Origin of the sequence: Agrococcus sp. DT81.2 (assembly GCF_049844935.1) — a bacterium.
Taxonomy (GTDB): Bacteria; Actinomycetota; Actinomycetes; order Actinomycetales; family Microbacteriaceae; genus Agrococcus.
This window is the reverse complement of the sequence record NZ_JBNCLZ010000001.1, coordinates 1-16882: the sequence shown is the minus strand read 5'-3', so window position 1 is coordinate 16882 and position 16882 is coordinate 1. Positions and strand designations below refer to the sequence as shown.

13 protein-coding genes and 3 rRNA genes are annotated in these 16882 nt (G+C 67.8%); all 16 read right to left on the bottom strand.

From position 1 onward, the window contains the following. Nucleotides 1–16 precede the first annotated feature (16 nt). Entirely contained in the window at nt 17–769 is a 753-nt protein-coding gene (locus ACLQ21_RS00080) for a pseudouridine synthase (RefSeq protein WP_425660227.1), read from the bottom strand. Then, nucleotides 766–1380, bottom strand: a complete 615-nt coding sequence (gene scpB / locus ACLQ21_RS00075) for an SMC-Scp complex subunit ScpB (protein WP_425660225.1) — start codon at nt 1378–1380, stop codon at nt 766–768. Before scpB ends, ACLQ21_RS00080 begins: the two co-directional genes overlap by 4 nt. After that, nucleotides 1367–2185 carry a segregation and condensation protein A gene (locus ACLQ21_RS00070; protein ID WP_425660223.1) on the bottom strand — a complete coding sequence of 273 codons (819 nt, stop codon included), beginning with the start codon at nt 2183–2185 and terminating at the stop codon, nt 1367–1369. The genes scpB and ACLQ21_RS00070 overlap by 14 nt, the downstream gene beginning before the upstream one ends. Before the next feature lie 4 nt (nt 2186–2189). Then, entirely contained in the window at nt 2190–3068 is an 879-nt protein-coding gene (locus ACLQ21_RS00065; RefSeq protein WP_425660221.1) for a ParA family protein, read from the bottom strand. 98 nt (nt 3069–3166) lie between these two features. Continuing rightward, on the bottom strand, nt 3167–4072 hold the full coding sequence (locus ACLQ21_RS00060; protein ID WP_425660219.1) for a site-specific tyrosine recombinase XerD: 906 nt from the start codon (nt 4070–4072) through the stop codon (nt 3167–3169). Between the two features lie 10 nt (nt 4073–4082). Then, a complete protein-coding gene (locus ACLQ21_RS00055) occupies nt 4083–4709 on the bottom strand; it encodes an NUDIX domain-containing protein (protein WP_425660217.1) in 627 nt (208 codons plus the stop codon). Next, entirely contained in the window at nt 4709–6379 is a 1671-nt protein-coding gene (locus ACLQ21_RS00050) for a CTP synthase (RefSeq protein ID WP_425660215.1), read from the bottom strand. The genes ACLQ21_RS00055 and ACLQ21_RS00050 overlap by 1 nt, the downstream gene beginning before the upstream one ends. 50 nt (nt 6380–6429) lie before the next feature. Then, complete coding sequence (gene recN / locus ACLQ21_RS00045) at nt 6430–8124, bottom strand: DNA repair protein RecN (protein ID WP_425660213.1); 1695 nt, start codon at nt 8122–8124, stop codon at nt 6430–6432. Continuing rightward, nucleotides 8121–9023: an NAD kinase gene (locus tag ACLQ21_RS00040; RefSeq protein WP_425660212.1), complete on the bottom strand. Its 903-nt coding sequence runs from the start codon at nt 9021–9023 to the stop codon at nt 8121–8123. Before ACLQ21_RS00040 ends, recN begins: the two co-directional genes overlap by 4 nt. After that, nucleotides 9020–9817 (bottom strand): TlyA family RNA methyltransferase, encoded by a 798-nt coding sequence (locus tag ACLQ21_RS00035; protein ID WP_425660210.1) that lies wholly within the window; start codon nt 9815–9817, stop codon nt 9020–9022. The genes ACLQ21_RS00040 and ACLQ21_RS00035 overlap by 4 nt, the downstream gene beginning before the upstream one ends. Continuing rightward, a complete protein-coding gene (locus ACLQ21_RS00030; RefSeq protein WP_425660208.1) occupies nt 9810–9956 on the bottom strand; it encodes a hypothetical protein in 147 nt (48 codons plus the stop codon). Before ACLQ21_RS00030 ends, ACLQ21_RS00035 begins: the two co-directional genes overlap by 8 nt. Next, complete coding sequence (locus tag ACLQ21_RS00025) at nt 9953–10963, bottom strand: NAD-dependent epimerase/dehydratase family protein (protein ID WP_425660206.1); 1011 nt, start codon at nt 10961–10963, stop codon at nt 9953–9955. Before ACLQ21_RS00025 ends, ACLQ21_RS00030 begins: the two co-directional genes overlap by 4 nt. Nucleotides 10964–10965: 2 nt before the next feature. After that, the gene (locus ACLQ21_RS00020; RefSeq protein WP_425660204.1) at nt 10966–11766 is read right to left on the bottom strand and encodes an MBL fold metallo-hydrolase; all 801 of its coding nucleotides are present in this window, start codon (nt 11764–11766) and stop codon (nt 10966–10968) included. Nucleotides 11767–11868: 102 nt separating this feature from the next. Further along, nucleotides 11869–11985: ribosomal RNA gene (gene rrf, locus ACLQ21_RS00015) — 5S ribosomal RNA — on the bottom strand. 111 nt (nt 11986–12096) lie between these two features. Continuing rightward, nucleotides 12097–15211 (bottom strand): 23S ribosomal RNA (locus tag ACLQ21_RS00010). A 396-nt stretch (nt 15212–15607) separates the two neighbouring features. Continuing rightward, a 16S ribosomal RNA gene (locus tag ACLQ21_RS00005) occupies nt 15608–16882 on the bottom strand; the annotation flags it as partial.

The following is a 16882-nucleotide window of genomic DNA, read 5'->3' as shown; positions in this document are numbered from 1 at the left end:
TTGCGTACCGGCGGGATTAGGGCTGCGACCTCGAGATCGTGAGGATCGCGCCGCGTTCCATGGTAGTGAGTTCCCGCACCTGCCCCGACCGCAGGGTGCCGAGGTGCAGCGGGCCGAAGCTGCGGCGCACGAGCTCGACCACCGGGTGGCCGACGTGGTCGAGCATCCGCCGCACGATGCGGTTGCGGCCGGAGTGGAGGGTGAGCTCGACCATCGAGTGGCCCTGCGACGGCTTGCCGATGAGCCGGGCGGCGTCGGCGTGGATCTCGCCGTCCTCGAGCTCGAAGCCGTCGAGCAGCCGGCGGATGACGCGCTGGTCGACCGCGCCGCGCACCTTCGCGACGTACGTCTTCTCGACGCCGAAGGAGGGGTGCGCGAGCACGTGCGCCAGGTCGCCGTCGTTCGTGAGCAGCAGCAGCCCCGACGTGTCGGTGTCGAGCCTGCCGACGTTGTAGACGCGCTCCTCGATGGGGTCGGTGAACTCGCGCAGGTCCGGGCGGCCCTGCTCGTCCGCCATGGTCGAGACGACCCCGGTCGGCTTGTTGAGCATCAGGTAGCGCTTCGTCGCGTCGAGCTGGATGGCGGTGCCGTCGACGAGCACGCGGGCATCGGGGCGAATGCGGCTGCCCAGCTCGGTCACGACCGTCCCGTCGACCGAGATGCGGCCGGCGACGATCATGTCCTCGACGACGCGGCGGCTCGCGACGCCGGCGGCGGCGAGCACCTTCTGCAGGCGCTCGCCCTCGATGTTCGGCTCCTTCGGGCTCACAGTCCCAGCTCCTCTTCCCCGTCCGGCAGGAGCGGCGATATCGGTGGCAGCTCGTCGAGCGAGTTGAGTCCCAGCTGGGTGAGCAGCAGCTCGCTCGTCTCGTAGTGGATGGCGCCGGTCTCCGCGTCGGCGAATGCCTCGCGGATGAGGCCGCGGCCGAGCAGGGTGCGCACGACCGAGTCGACGTTGACGGCGCGGATGGCGGCGACGGCGCCGCGCGTGATGGGCTGCTTGTAGGCGATGACGGCGAGCGTCTCGAGCGCCGCTTGCGACAGCCGGGTCGGCTGCTGGGTGAGCACGAAGTCCGCGGCGTCGACGTCGTAGGCGGCGCGCACGTAGACGCGCCAGCCGCCGCCCACCTCGCGCAGCTCGAAGCCGCGCTCCGGCCCGTCGCCGCGTCCGTCGTAGTCGCGGCGCAGCGCCTCGATGGCCGCCTTCACGTCCTTCACGGGAGCGTGGAGCGCCGTCGCGAGGTGCACGGCGCCCTGCGGCTCGTCGGCGACCATGAGGATCGCTTCGATGCGGCGCTCGAGCGGCAGGTGCGACCGGTCGGCCACCCGCTCCTCGGTGTCCGACTCACGCGTGGCCGTGTCCGTCTCATGCATGGTCATAGTCTGCCCCCAGGGCGACGAGGTCCTCGTCGCGGAAGTCATGGCCGGTCCAGCTGATCGAGAGCTCGCCGAGCGGCTCGAGCTGCTCGAAGGTGACGGCGGCGTGGCGGTAGAGCTCGAGCACGGCGAGGAAGCGCGCCACGATGACGCCGCGGGTCGCCTCGCCCGCGACGAGCTCGCGGAAGGTCGTGGTGCCCGCCTGCCGCAGCCGCGCGACGATGTGCGCGGCCTGCTCCCGGATCGACACGAGCGGCGCGTGCAGGTGCGCGAGGCCGACAGTGGGCAGCACGCGCGGCGTGAGCGCGAGCAGCGCGAGCGCTGCGAAGTCGTCGGGCGAGAGCGTCCACTTGAGCTCCGGCGTGCGCTGCCGGAACCGCTCCTCGAGCCGCACCGAGCGGGCATGCCGAGCCGACTCCTCGCCGAGCCGCTCGCTCATCCACAGCGCCGCCTGCTTGAAGGCGCGGTACTGCAGCAGTCGCGCGAAGAGCAGGTCGCGCGCCTCGAGCAGGGCGACGTCCTCGCTGTCGACGACATCGCCCGCCGGCAGCAGCGACGCGATCTTCAGGTCGAGCAGCGTGGCCGCCACGACGATGAACTCGCTCGCCTGCTCGAGCTCCTCGTGCGTGTCGAGGGTGCGCACGTAGGCGATGAACTCGTTGGTGACCCGGCCGAGCGAGATCTCGGTCACGTCCATCGACCGGTTGCCGATCAGGGTCAGCAGCAGGTCGAACGGCCCGTCGAAGTTGTCGAGCGCCAGGCGGAAGCCGCGCTCCTCCTCGGCTGCGGGCGCCTCGTCGCCGCTCACTCCATCAGGCGATCGCGCCACGGGAGATGAGCTCGCGCGCCAGCTGGCGGTGCGCCTCGGCCGCGGCGTGCTCGGGAGCGAACTGGGTGACCGGCTGACCGGCGACGGACGCGTCCGGGAACTTCACCGTGCGGCGGATGACCGTCTCGAGCACGGTGTCGCCGAACGCCTGCATGACGCGGTCCATCACCTCGCGCGCGTGCAGGGTGCGCGCGTCGTACATCGTGACGAGGATGCCGTCGAGCTGCAGCGCCGGGTTGAGGCGGTCCTGCACCTTGTCGATCGTCTCCTTCAGCAGCGCGACGCCGCGCAGCGCGAAGTACTCGCTCTCGAGCGGGATGAGCACGCCGTGCGCGGCCGTGAGCGCGTTGACCGTGAGCAGGCCGAGCGAGGGCTGGCAGTCGATGAGAATGAGGTCGTAGTCGTCGGCCACGCGGCGCAGCACGCGCGCGAGGATCTGCTCGCGAGCGACCTCGTTGACCAGGTGCACCTCGGCGGCAGAGAGGTCGATGTTCGCGGCGATCACGTCGAGCCCCTCGACGCTCGTGTGCTGGATGGCCTCCTTGGGGTCCAGGCGCGGGTTCAGCAGCAGATCGTAGATCGTGGTCGCATCGTGGTTGTCGACGCCGAGGCCGGCGCTCAGCGCGCCCTGCGGGTCGAAGTCGACGGCGAGCACCCGGCGGCCGTACTCCGCCACGGCGGCGCCCAGGTTGATGGTGGTCGTCGTCTTGCCGACGCCGCCCTTCTGGTTGCACATCGTGATGATGCGCGCGGGGCCGTGGCTGCGCAGCGGTGCGGGCTGCGGGAAGTCGCGGGCGGGGCGCCCGGTCGGCCCGAGCGCGGGCGCCTCCATGCCTGCCAGGGTCTCGCTGCTCGTGCTCATGCCTCCGAGTCTAGGAACGCGGCGCGCCTCGACGGCGCAGGCCGGTGCGGCGTGTATCTCAACCTCTGGTTGAGACTGACCCTATGATCCGGCGCCGCTCATCGCGCCCGCGGATGCGCGGTCGTGTACATGTCGCGCAGCGTGTCGGCGGTGACATGCGTGTAGATCTGCGTCGTCGCGACGGAAGCGTGGCCGAGCAGCTCCTGGACGACGCGCACGTCGGCGCCGCCCTCGAGCAGGTGGGTCGCGAACGAGTGGCGGAACGTGTGCGGCGAGACGTCGGGCACCCCCGCCTCCTCCGCGACGCGCTGGATGATCTCCCACGCGCCCTGGCGGCTCAGCCGCCCGCCGCGCGCACCGAGCAGCAGCGCGGGCCCCCCGCGTCCCTTCGCCGCGAAGGCCGACCTGCCGCGCACGAGCCAGGCATCCAGCGCCGCGCGCGCGTACGAGCCGACCGGCACGAGGCGCTGCTTCGCCCCCTTGCCCGTCACCTTGACGAGCGACTCGGCGACGTCGTCGACGTCGAGCGCGATCAGCTCCGAGATGCGGGCTCCCGTCGCGTACAGCAGCTCGAGCAGCGCCCGGTCGCGCAGTGCCGCAGGATCGGATGACGCGGCGTCGTCACCGCCGGCCGTCTCGAGCAGCCGCTGCATCTGCGAGATCGAGATCGCCTTCGGCAGCCGCGACGGCAGCTTGGGCGGACACTGGTCCTTCGCCACGTCCTCCTCGGCGACGCGCTCGTCGACGAGCCACCGGTGCAGCGCCTTGACGGCCGACAGGTGCCGCGCCACGGAGGAGGCTGCCAGGCCTCGATCGGCGAGCGAGGTGCGGAAGGCCGCGACGTCGTCGCCCGAGACGGCCGACGCATCCGTCACCCCGCGCGCCTCGAGCACGGCGAGGTAGCCCGTGAGGTCGCGCCGGTAGGCGGCGACGGTGTGCGCCGACAGGCCGCGCTCGATCGCGAGCTGCCGCAGCAGCCGCTCGACGGCCTGCTGCGGCGTCATCGGCGGGGCGTCACTGGCGGTGTGCGACGTGCCAGTCGAACGGCACGTCGACGGGGTGCGCGGCGAGGCCGGGCGCGTCGCCGCGGGCGCGCATCGCGGCGATCGCGAGCACCGCCGACAGCAGGGTGGCGTTGTGCAGCCGCAGACCGAGCGCGGCGTCGACGATCTCGTCGAGCGGCACCCAGCGGGTCTCCATCTCCGCCTCCTCGTGGAAGCGGTCGAACGCGTCGGGCAGCTCCCGCACGTCGGTCGCGAGGTAGACGCGGATGATCTCGGTCGAGCCGCCGCCGCTCGTCGAGACGTCGATGAGGGTCTGCCACGAGTCGGCGGCGAGGTCGGTCTCCTCGGCGAGCTCGCGCTGCGCCGCCGCGAGCGGGTCCTCGCCGTCGACGTCGAGCAGCCCGGCCGGGAGCTCCCACAGGGTGCCGCCCGCGGGGTGCCGGTACTGGTGCACGAGCATGAGCTCGTCGCGCGCGTTCATCGCCGCGACAGCCACGGCCCCGGGGTGCACGAGCACCTCTCGACGGATGCGCGTGCCGCCGAGCTCGAACTCGTGGGCCTCGACGTCCCACACGCGCCCGGCGAACAGCCGCTCGCGGGCGAGCACGGGCTGCGAGCCGAGCGCGTCGGCGAGCATCAGGCGATCGCCTCTGCCACGTCGGCGTCGTCGGTCTCGTCGAACAGCTTCGACGCGCGCTGGCGCTCGAGCGAGGCCGCGACCAGGCCGCGGAAGAGCGGGTGCGCCCGGTTCGGCCGGCTGCGCAGCTCGGGGTGCGCCTGCGTCGCGATGTAGAACGGGTGGTCGGGCAGCTCGACGTACTCGACGAGCGTGTCGTCGGGCGAGAGGCCGCTGAACGCGAGGCCGGCGGCGCTGATCTCGTCGCGGTAGGCGTTGTTCACCTCGTAGCGGTGGCGGTGGCGCTCGTGCGAGACGTCGGCGCCGTACAGCCGTGCAGCGAGCGAGCCCTCCGCGAGCTTCGCCTCGTAGAGGCCCAGCCGCATCGTGCCGCCGAGGTCGCCGCCGTGGATGTGCTGCTTCTGCTCGGCCATCGTGGCGATCACGGGCGCGGGCGTCGCCTCGTCGAACTCGGTCGACGAGGCGCCCTCGATGCCGGCGAGGTTGCGGGCCGCCTCGATCACCATGCACTGCAGGCCCAGGCAGATGCCGAGCGTGGGGATCTCGTTCTCGCGCGTGAACTTGAGCGCGCCGAGCTTGCCCTCGATCCCGCGGATGCCGAAGCCGCCGGGGATGATGATGCCGTCGAGCTCGCCGAGCTGCGCGGCCGCGCCCTCGGGCGTCTCGCAGTCGTCGGAGCGGATCCAGCGGATGTTGACCTTCGTCTGGTTCGCGAAGCCGCCTGCCTTGACCGCCTCCGTCACCGACAGGTACGCATCCGGCAGGTCGATGTACTTGCCGACCAGCCCGACCGTCACCTCGTGCTTGGGGTGGTGCACGCCGTCGAGCACGGGCTGCCAGCGCGACCAGTCGACGTCGCCCGCCGTGAGCCCGAGCTGCTGGATGATGTACGTGTCGAGCCCCTGCTCGGTGAGCATGGTCGGGATGTCGTAGATCGAGGGCTTGTCGATCGCGTTCACGACCGCCTCCTCCTCGACGTCGCACATCAGCGCGATCTTCTTGCGGTTGGAGTCCGAGACGGGCCGGTCGCTGCGCAGCACGAGCGCGTCGGGCTGGATGCCGATCGAGCGCAGCGTCGCGACGGAGTGCTGGGTCGGCTTCGTCTTCTGCTCACCGGAGGCGCCGAGGAACGGCACGAGCGAGACGTGCACGAAGAACACGTTCGCGCGGCCGAGCTCGTGGCGGATCTGGCGCGCCGACTCGATGAACGGCTGCGACTCGATGTCGCCGACCGTGCCGCCGATCTCGGTGATGATGACATCGGGCTGCGGGTCGCCCTCCGACTGCAGCCGCATGCGGCGCTTGATCTCGTCGGAGATGTGCGGGATGACCTGCACGGTGTCGCCGAGGTACTCGCCGCGGCGCTCGCGCTCGATGACGCGCGAGTAGATCTGGCCCGTGGTGACGTTGGCGGCCTGCGAGAGGTTGACGTCGAGGAACCGCTCGTAGTGGCCGATGTCGAGGTCCGTCTCGGCGCCGTCGTCGGTGACGAAGACCTCACCGTGCTGGAACGGGTTCATCGTGCCCGGGTCGACGTTCAAGTACGGGTCGAGCTTCTGCATCACGACGTGCAGCCCGCGAGCAGTCAGCAGGTTGCCGAGCGACGCGGCGGTGAGCCCCTTGCCGAGCGACGAGACGACACCGCCCGTGACGAAGATCTGCTTGGTCACCTTGGATCCGGCGGCGGTCCCGTTTGCACTTTGGTTCACGGGCTTCGAGCCTATCCCACGACTCGCGCGCCGACCAGCAACTCGCGGGCGTGCGCCAGCGCGGTGTCGGATGCGGTGCCCGAGAGCATGCGGGCGAGCTCGGCGAGCCGCTCGTCGCCGTCGACGCGCGCGACCTGCGATGCGGTGATGCGGCCGTCGGTGCCCTTCACGACCCGCACGTGACTCTCGGCGAACGCCGCGACCTGCGCGAGGTGCGTGACGACGATGACCTGGCAGTGCTCGGCGAGCTTCGCGAGCCGCCTGCCGATCTCGATCGCGGCCGCACCGCCGACGCCGGCGTCGACCTCGTCGAAGACCATCGTGGGCACGCTCTCGTCGGCGAGCGCGACCTCGATCGCCAGCATGATGCGGCTGAGCTCACCGCCGGACGCGCCCTTCTGCACCGGTCGCGGGTCGGCGCCGGGATGCGGTGCGAGCAGCATCGTGACGCGGTCGCGACCGTTCTGGCCGAGCTCCGCCGCCGGGTCGACCTCGACCACGAGCCTCGCGTCGGGCATCGCGAGCGCGCGCAGCTCCGCGCCGACCGCCTCCTCGAGGCGTCGGGCAGCGTCGCGGCGCAGCGCGCTCAGCCGGTCGGCGACCGCGGTCGCGGCCTCGAGGTGCCGCGACTCCTCGGCATCGAGTCGTGCCAGCTCGGCGTCGTCACCCTCGAGCTCGACGAGCCGGAGCGCCGCGGCGGGTGCCGCCTCGAGCGCCTCGTCGAGCGAACGGCCGAGCCTGCGCTCGAGCGCGGTGAGCGCGGCGCGCCGCTCCTGCACCTCGTCGAGGCTGCGCTCGGGCCGCTCGAGGTCGTCGAGGGCGCGCACGATCGACGACGACGCCTCCTGCAGCAGCGCATCCGCCTGCACGAGCAGGTCGAGCGCATCCGCGAGCGACTCGTCGTCGCCGGCCGCGCGCTCGACCAGCCGGCGGGCGTGCCCGGCGAGCGTCACCGCGTCGGGGGCGTCCTCGTCGCTCGAGAGCGCGGCGTGCGCCTCCGCGAGCTGCAGCCGCAGCCCCTCGGCGTGCTCGAGCCGGTGCGCGAGCGCGGCGAGCGCGTCCTGCTCGCCCGGCTGCGGGTCGACGGCCTCGAGGTCCTCGAGCTCCGCGCGGATCGCGTCGGCCTCCGCAGCCCGAGCGTCATGCTGCGCGCGGATGCGGGCAGCCGCGTCGCGCGCGTCGGTCCAGGCCGCGTGCTCCGCGCGGTACTCCGCCAGCAGCGCGCGCAGCGGCTCCCCCGCAGCGCGGTCGAGCGCATCCGCCTGCGCCTCGGCGGAGCGCAGCCGCTGCTGGTCGGCCTGGCCGTGCACCGCGACGAGCCGGTCGGCGAGCTCGCGCAGCAGGCCGGCGGGCACGGCGGCGCCACCGGCCTGCGCGCGCGAGCGCCCGGCGCCGTCCGCCGTTCGCGTGAGGGCGCGGCCGAGGATGAGCTCGCCGTCGTCGACGCTGCCGCCCGCGTCCTCGACGAGGGCCACCGCGTCCGGGTCGTCGAGGATCCACACGCCCTGCACCGCCGCGCGCTCCTCGCCCGCCCGGATGACGCCCGCGTCGGCGCGCTCGCCGCGCAGCAGCGCGAGCGCCTGCACGAGCATCGTCTTGCCCGCGCCCGTCTCGCCGGTGATGGCGGTGAAGCCCGCGCCCACCGGCACGCGCGCCTCGTCGATCACGCCCAGCGAGCGGATCGTCAGCTCGTCCAGGCGCGTCACGGTCGTGGCCGCCGGAAGCCCTCGACGGGCAGGTGGAACTTCGCGACCAGCCGATCGGCGAACGGCGCGCGCGACAGCCGCGCGAAGCGCAGCGGGCGCTCGTCGCGGGTCGCCTCGATGCGCGCCCCCTGCGTGAGCGGGAAGGAGCGGCGGGAGTCGCACCACAGCATCGCGGTGCTCGTCGAGTCGTCCGCGATCGTCACCGCGAGCGTCGAGGTCGGGGCGACCACGAGCGGCCGGGTGAACAGGGCGTGGGCGCCGAGCGGTACGAGCAGGAGCACCTCGGCCGTCGGCCACACGATCGGGCCGCCTGCCGAGAACGAGTAGGCGGTCGAGCCGGTCGGCGTCGCGAGGATCACGGCGTCCGTGCCGAACGACGAGATGGGTCGGCGGTCGATCTCGAGCAGCGTCGAGATCATGCGCCCCGCACCGACCTTCTCGATCGCTGCCTCGTTGATCGCCCACGTCTCGTGCACGAGCTCGCCGCGCTCGAACACGCGCACGCACAGCGTCAGCCGCTGCTCGACCTCGTAGTCGCGCAGCAGCGCCCGCTCCACGACCTCGGCGGTCTCGGCGACCTCGGCCTCCGCGAGGAAGCCGACGTGGCCGAGGTTGATGCCGAGCAGCGGGGCGCCGATCTCGCGCTGGAGCTCCGCTGCGCGCAGGATCGTGCCGTCGCCGCCGAGGGTCATGATGAGCTCGACCTCGTGCTGGTCGTCCGGCGAGAGCGGCTCGACCTCGTCGAGCCCGTGGCGGCCCTCCAGCAGCACCCCGCGGTCCTCGGCGAGCACGACCGGGATCACGCCCGCGGCCAGCAGGCGCGCGGCGATCGAGGCGGCCGTGTCGACCGCCTCCTCGCGCCCGGGGTGGAACGCGAGCAGGAACCTTCGGTCGCTCACCGGGCCTCCCTCGCCAGTCGTGCGGACACGTCCAGCCATTCTGTCGGATTCCTGCCGCCGGTCGCCGTGAGGTGCGCGAGGTACTCCAGGTTGCCGCGCGCGCCGACGATGGGGCTGCCAATGAGGCCGGCGGTGCCGAGGCCCGCATCCCACGCCGACCACAGCACCTGCTCGATCGCCTGCGCGCGGAGGCCGGGATCGGTGACGATCCCCTCCCGCACGCCGGTCCTGCCCACCTCGAACTGCGGCTTGATGAGCACGATCCAGTCGGCGTCGGGAGCGGCGACCCCGCGCAGCGGCAGGATCGCGAGACCCAGCGAGATGAACGACAGGTCGGCGGTGATGATGGTGGGTGGCGGCTGGATCGAGCCGGGCGCGAGGTCGCGGACGTTCGTGCCCTCGATGAGGGTGATGGGATGCGCCGCCGGGTCGAGCTGGAACTGGTCGTGACCGACGTCGAGCGCGGTCACGTGCGCGGCGCCGCGCGCGAGCAGCACCTGCGTGAAGCCGCCGGTGGAGGCGCCCGCGTCGAGCGCTCGGCGGCCCTCCGCGTCGACGCCGAACGCGTCGAGCGCCGCGAGCAGCTTGTGCGCTGCCCGCGAGACCCACGCGTCGCCGCCCGAGACCGCGAGCTCCGCGTCGGGCGCCACCTTCAGGCTCGCCTTGAGCACGGTCCGTCCGCCGACCGTGACGAGCCCCTCCGCGATGCGCTGCTGCGCCTGGGTCCGGCTGCGCGCGAGGCCGCGCTCGACGAGCGCCTGGTCGAGCCGGACGACGTCGGCAGGGTCAGCCACGCACCGCCCCGAGCTCCGCCTGCAGCCGGTCGTGGATGCGCGCGAGCTGGTCGGCGCGCTCCTCGAGGGGCTGCTGCTCGAGCAGGTCGAGCTCGTCGACGAGTCCCTCCGTCGAGCGTGCGCTGTCGTGGTCGGTCATGCCCTCGAGGCTAGCGAATCGATGGCCGCGAGCTCGTCGGCGCGCGAGAGCCTCGACGCGCTGCTCCTGTCGAGCCCGCGGGCGCGCTCGTCGGCGAGGGCCGCCTCGAGCGTCTCGCGCAGCGGCCGATGCTGGCCGCCGGCCGCTCGGTAGCGGGCGGAGGAGCGCTGCGCGTGCGACGCGAGCGCGGCCGGCAGCGTGAGCGGGAGGGCGCGAGGGCCCGACCAGTGGCCGACGCCGACCGCCTCGAGCTCGGCGTCGCTCGCGAGGATCAGCTCGCCGGTGTGGCCGGTCAGCTGCCGGGCGATGGCGATGAGCGCGTGCAGCGTGAGCTCGGCGCCGACGGCGTTCACGACGTCGGCGCGTGCCGGCGCCTGATCGACCAGGAACGCGGTGAGGTCCCGCACGTCGATCACCTGCGTCGGCTGGTCGCGCGCCGGCACGAGCACGGGGCCCTCGCCCGCGAGCGCGAGCCTGCCGACCCAGTAGCCGAAGCGGTCGCTCTCGTCGCCCGGTCCACCGATGAGCCCGGGACGCACGATCGCGAGCCGCTCCCCGAGCCGCTCTCGCGCCTCGCGCTCGATCCAGGCCTTCGCGCCGCCGTACTCCTCGCCCGCCGCGTCCTCCGGCACGAGCTCGTCGTCCTCATCGGCCCCGATCGGCGCGCCCTCGGTCCGCTGGGCCGAGACTGACGAGACGAACGTCCAGTGCGATGCCCGGTCGGCGAGCTCGTCCAGCGCGCTCGACGCGTGCCGAGGCATCCACGTGACGTCGACGACCTCGTCCCAGTCCCCCTCGAGCGCGTCGTAGGCACCGCCGCGGTCCCGGTCGCCGACCACGAGGTGCGCGCCGGCCGCCACGACGCCTCCGGCGCCGCGGGCGAGGCACACCACCTCGGCTCCCTGCTCGACATGGCGGGCGGCGACCGCCCGGCCGAGCCAACGGGTGCCGCCCAGCACGAGCACGCGCCGCTGTGCGGAAGACGGCTCGTCGACGTCGTCCGGCATCGTCAGTCGACTCCCGCGGCCCTCGCCGCATCGACAGCGCTGCCGATCCCCTCGAGCCACGGCTCGCCGTGGCCGGGCAGCACCGCGCGGGCGCCGGTGCCCTCGAGCACCGAGAGCGACGCGAGCGCGAGCTCGGGATCGTTCGTGGCGGCGGCAGCGACGACCCGAGGTCCGGTCTTGGCGGTGTACGGATCGAGCGTCACGAGCGCGTCGCCCACGATGACGGCATCCCGGTCGGGCAGGTGCAGCGCGACGTGCCCGTCGGTATGACCGGGGGTCGCCAGCACCCGTGGCGCGCCGGGCACGTCGAGCGTCGCGCCGTGCACCAGCGCCGAATGCTCGTGGATGCCCTGGACCGCAAGGGCGCCGACGTTCACCATCGCCGTGAGGATCGGCACCGCCGCGGGGAAGCGCAGCGGGTAGAGCAGCCGCGGGCGCGCGGGGCGGTAGCTGTAGGGGTGCGCCGCGATCGGCGCATCGGCCGGGTGCAGCCAGATCGGCACGCCGGCGTCCCGGAGCCCTGCCGCCATGCCGAGGTGGTCGAAGTGCGCGTGGGTGAGGACGAGCGCCCGCACGTCCGCGGCACTCCGCCCGATCGCCGTCAGCGCCCGCTCGAGGTGCCGATGGCTCGACGGGAAGAGCGCGTCGACCAGCGTCACGGAGCCGCCCTGCTCGATCAGGTAGGCGTTCGTCGAGGCATGCTGGAGGAGGTGGACACCCGGCGCGATGTCGCGTCGGAGCACCGCGCGCTGGCGGCGCCGCACTGCGTCGAGGGGGCGGGCTGCGAGAGTCGTGTTGCTCATGTACCCCATCCCACTCCAGGTCGGCGCGAAGCGCCAGCCTGCAGTGCATGAGGGCATGAAAAAAGGGGCCCCAGATGAATCTGGGGCCCCTTTCCAAGGTAAGTCCGGCGGTGTCCTACTCTCCCACAGGGTCCCCCCTGCAGTACCATCGGCGCTGAGAGCCTTAGCTTCCGGGTTCGGAATGTGACCGGGCGTTTCCCTCTCGCTATGGCCGCCGAAACACTGTCGATGTTTCAGTCTGCACAGCTCTCCACTCATCGTGGAGGGCTGCAGTTCCCGACCGTCTATCGGGAACCACAAAGTGGACGCGAGCAGCAAGCTCATGTAGGTGTTATCAAATTATCGGCTTATTAGTACCGGTCAGCTTCATGGGTCTGTAGTCCCCACTTCCACATCCGGCCTATCAACCCAGTAGTCTGGCTGGGAGCCTCTCGCCCGAAGGCATGGAAGTCTCATCTTGAGGCCGGCTTCCCGCTTAGATGCTTTCAGCGGTTATCCATCCCGAACGTAGCTAATCAGCGGTGCTCCTGGCGGAACAACTGACACACCAGAGGTTCGTCCAACCCGGTCCTCTCGTACTAGGGTCAGATCCTCTCAAACTTCCTACGCGCGCAGCGGATAGGGACCGAACTGTCTCACGACGTTCTAAACCCAGCTCGCGTGCCGCTTTAATGGGCGAACAGCCCAACCCTTGGGACCTACTCCAGCCCCAGGATGCGACGAGCCGACATCGAGGTGCCAAACCATGCCGTCGATATGGACTCTTGGGCAAGATCAGCCTGTTATCCCCGAGGTACCTTTTATCCGTTGAGCGACAGCGCTTCCACAAGCCACTGCCGGATCACTAGTCCCGACTTTCGTCCCTGCTCCAGTTGTCACTGTCACAGTCAAGCTCCCTTGTGCACTTACACTCGACACCTGATTGCCAACCAGGTTGAGGGAACCTTTGGGCGCCTCCGTTACTTTTTGGGAGGCAACCGCCCCAGTTAAACTACCCACCAGGCACTGTCCCTGAACCGGATTACGGTTCGAAGTTAGATATCCAGAGTGACCAGAGTGGTATTTCAACAATGACTCCACCCGAACTAGCGTCCGAGCTTCACAGTCTCCCACCTATCCTACACAAGCCACACCGAACACCAATACCAAGCTGTAGTAAAGGTCACGGGGTCTTTCCGTCCTGCTGCGCGTAACGAGCATCTTTACTCGTAGTGCAATTTCGCCGAGTTCGCGGTTGAGACAGCTGGGAAGTCGTTACGCCATTCGTGCAGGTCGGAACTTACCCGACAAGGAATTTCGCTACCTTAGGATGGTTATAGTTACCACCGCCGTTTACTGGGGCTTAAATTCTGAGCTTCGCTTGCGCTAACCCTTCCTCTTAACCTTCCAGCACCGGGCAGGCGTCAGTCCGTATACATCGTCTTGCGACTTAGCACGGACCTGTGTTTTTAGTAAACAGTCGCTTCCCACTGGTCTCTGCGGCCTTCAAACGCTCGGGCAGCTAGTGCCGTCACGCCTCAGGCCCCCCTTCTCCCGAAGTTACGGGGGCATTTTGCCGAGTTCCTTAACCACGATTCTCTCGATCTCCTTGGTATTCTCTACCTGACCACCTGAGTCGGTTTGGGGTACGGGTGACTTGAACCTCGCGTCGATGCTTTTCTAGGCAGCATAGGATCACAGACTTCCCTCTAAGGGTTCGGCAAAGCTCTCAGGCTATGTGTGGGACGGATTTGCCTATCCCACGCCCTACGGCTTACCCGGACTCAACCATCGGCCCGGTTCTGCTACCTTCCTGCGTCACACCTGTTAATACGCTAGCCGCACCAGCATAGGGTCGAGTGCTAGCCCAAGGACGTCACCCCGAAGGGATCGGTCCAAGGATTCGGACTCTTAGCATTACTGGATTGACTTGGGCGGTTCTTCGCCAGCTCAGGAGTATCAACCTGATGTCCATCGACTACGCCTGTCGGCCTCGCCTTAGGTCCCGGCTTACCCAGGGAAGATTAGCTTGACCCTGGAACCCTTGGTCTTTCGGAGGACATGTTTCTCACATGTCTTTCGCTACTCATGCCTGCATTCTCACTCGTGTGGCGTCCACGGCTGGATCACTCCGCCGCTTCACTCGCCACACGACGCTCTCCTACCAATCCGTACGCCTGGACAGCCCAAAGGCTGCCGAGCTGTTGTACGAATTCCACGACTTCGGTGATGTGCTTGAGCCCCGTTAAATTGTCGGCGCAGAATCACTTGACCAGTGAGCTATTACGCACTCTTTCAAGGGTGGCTGCTTCTAAGCCAACCTCCTGGTTGTCTAAGCAACTCCACATCCTTTTCCACTTAGCACATGCTTAGGGACCTTAGTCGGTGGTCTGGGTTGTTTCCCTCTCGACGATGAAGCTTATCCCCCACCGTCTCACTGCTGCGCTCTCACTTACCGGCATTCGGAGTTTGGCTGACGTCAGTAACCTTTTGGGGCCCATCGGCCATCCAGTAGCTCTACCTCCGGCAAGAAACACGCAACGCTGCACCTAAATGCATTTCGGAGAGAACCAGCTATCACGAAGTTTGATTGGCCTTTCACCCCTATCCACAGCTCATCCCCTCAGTTTTCAACCTAAGTGGGTTCGGTCCTCCACGAGGTCTTACCCTCGCTTCAACCTGGCCATGGATAGATCACTTCGCTTCGGGTCTAGGACATGCGACTGAATCGCCCTATTCAGACTCGCTTTCGCTACGGCTACCCCTCACGGGTTAACCTCGCCACATATCGCTAACTCGCAGGCTCATTCTTCAAAAGGCACGCTGTCACAGCTACTAGGGCTGCTCCAACGGTTTGTAAGCAAACGGTTTCAGGTACTATTTCACTCCCCTCCCGGGGTACTTTTCACCTTTCCCTCACGGTACTTGTCCGCTATCGGTCATCTGGGAGTATTTAGGCTTACCAGGTGGTCCTGGCTGATTCACACGGGATTTCTCGGGCCCCGTGCTACTTGGGATGAACCTCACGCCATCGCATGGTTTCGGCTACGGGATTGTCACCCTCTTCGATGGACCTTTCCAAGTCCTTCGCCTACCACGGTCTGTAACGTTCGCTGCTCGGCAGAGCAGCTGAGATGTCCCACAACCCCGATCATGCAACGCCTGCCGGCTATCACACATGATCGGTTTAGCCTCTTCCGCGTTCGCTCGCCACTACTTACGGAATCACTGTTGTTTTCTCTTCCTGTGGGTACTGAGATGTTTCACTTCCCCACGTTCCCTCTACCCGCCCTATATATTCAGGCGGGAGTCACTGGGTCGGCACGCCGCCCAGCGGGGTTTCCCCATTCGGAGATCCTCGGATCGAAGCTCGTTTATCAGCTCCCCGAGGCTTATCGCAGATTACTACGTCCTTCATCGGCTCCAGATGCCAAGGCATCCACCGTTTGCTCTTAGAAATTTGACCACATACATGAGTATTTTGGTTAATCGGCAGCCCGAAGGCTGCTGACCAATGATCTATATAGATCATCTGACTCGAGCCGAAGCTCGAATCTAAGATGCTCGCGTCCACTGTGTAGTTCTCAACATACGGTCGGTACCGTCAACCCCAGCCGAAGCTGCGGTCATACGGTCCAGAGGTGAGAAGACGCCAAAAGGCGCCGTCTGGTCCCTCAGGACCCAACAGCGTGCATGCACCCGATACCCCGAGCCACGCGGTTCCTCACTGCCGAAGCAGCGGTACTGAGCGGGACTCGATCCCTCGAGCACCAATGTCAATGTTCCACCCTTGAGCTGACCACCGGTCGACGTGTGCGACCGAAGTGGCTCTGCGCCGGCAAGCCGGCGAGATGCTCCTTAGAAAGGAGGTGATCCAGCCGCACCTTCCGGTACGGCTACCTTGTTACGACTTAGTCCTAATCACCGATCCCACCTTCGACAGCTCCCTCCAAAAGGTTAGGCCACTGGCTTCGGGTGTTACCGACTTTCATGACTTGACGGGCGGTGTGTACAAGGCCCGGGAACGTATTCACCGCAGCGTTGCTGATCTGCGATTACTAGCGACTCCGACTTCATGAGGTCGAGTTGCAGACCTCAATCCGAACTGAGACCGGCTTTTTGGGATTCGCTCCACCTTGCGGTATCGCAGCCCATTGTACCGGCCATTGTAGCATGCGTGAAGCCCAAGACATAAGGGGCATGATGATTTGACCTCATCCCCACCTTCCTCCGAGTTGACCCCGGCAGTATCCCATGAGTTCCCACCATTACGTGCTGGCAACATAGGACGAGGGTTGCGCTCGTTGCGGGACTTAACCCAACATCTCACGACACGAGCTGACGACAACCATGCACCACCTGTATACGAGTGTCCAAAGAGTTCACTGTCTCCAGTGCGTTCTCGTATATGTCAAGCCTTGGTAAGGTTCTTCGCGTTGCATCGAATTAATCCGCATGCTCCGCCGCTTGTGCGGGCCCCCGTCAATTCCTTTGAGTTTTAGCCTTGCGGCCGTACTCCCCAGGCGGGGAACTTAATGCGTTAGCTACGACACGGAGACCGTGGAATGGTCCCCACATCTAGTTCCCAACGTTTACGGCATGGACTACCAGGGTATCTAAGCCTGTTTGCTCCCCATGCTTTCGCTCCTCAGCGTCAGTTACGGCCCAGAGATCTGCCTTCGCCATCGGTGTTCCTCCTGATATCTGCGCATTCCACCGCTACACCAGGAATTCCAATCTCCCCTACCGCACTCTAGTCTGCCCGTACCCACTGCAAGCCCGAGGTTGAGCCTCGGGTTTTCACAGCAGACGTGACAAACCGCCTACGAGCTCTTTACGCCCAATAATTCCGGACAACGCTTGCACCCTACGTATTACCGCGGCTGCTGGCACGTAGTTAGCCGGTGCTTTTTCTGCAGGTACCGTCACTTTCGCTTCTTCCCTGCTAAAAGAGGTTTACAACCCGAAGGCATTCGTCCCTCACGCGGCGTTGCTGCATCAGGCTTGCGCCCATTGTGCAATATTCCCCACTGCTGCCTCCCGTAGGAGTCTGGGCCGTGTCTCAGTCCCAGTGTGGCCGGTCACCCTCTCAGGCCGGCTACCCGTCGTCGCCTTGGTGAGCCATTACCTCACCAAC

What these genes read in the sequence shown, in the direction of transcription:
- scpB (WP_425660225.1), bottom strand. Translation starts at nt 1,380, where the DNA reads ATGACCATGCATGAGACGGACACGGCCACGCGTGAGTCGGACACCGAG.
- ACLQ21_RS00065 (WP_425660221.1), bottom strand. Translation starts at nt 3,068, where the DNA reads ATGAGCACGAGCAGCGAGACCCTGGCAGGCATGGAGGCGCCCGCGCTC.
- ACLQ21_RS00060 (WP_425660219.1), bottom strand. Translation starts at nt 4,072, where the DNA reads ATGACGCCGCAGCAGGCCGTCGAGCGGCTGCTGCGGCAGCTCGCGATC.
- ACLQ21_RS00055 (WP_425660217.1), bottom strand. Translation starts at nt 4,709, where the DNA reads ATGCTCGCCGACGCGCTCGGCTCGCAGCCCGTGCTCGCCCGCGAGCGG.
- ACLQ21_RS00030 (WP_425660208.1), bottom strand. Translation starts at nt 9,956, where the DNA reads ATGACCGACCACGACAGCGCACGCTCGACGGAGGGACTCGTCGACGAG.
- ACLQ21_RS00025 (WP_425660206.1), bottom strand. Translation starts at nt 10,963, where the DNA reads ATGCCGGACGACGTCGACGAGCCGTCTTCCGCACAGCGGCGCGTGCTC.
- ACLQ21_RS00020 (WP_425660204.1), bottom strand. Translation starts at nt 11,766, where the DNA reads ATGAGCAACACGACTCTCGCAGCCCGCCCCCTCGACGCAGTGCGGCGC.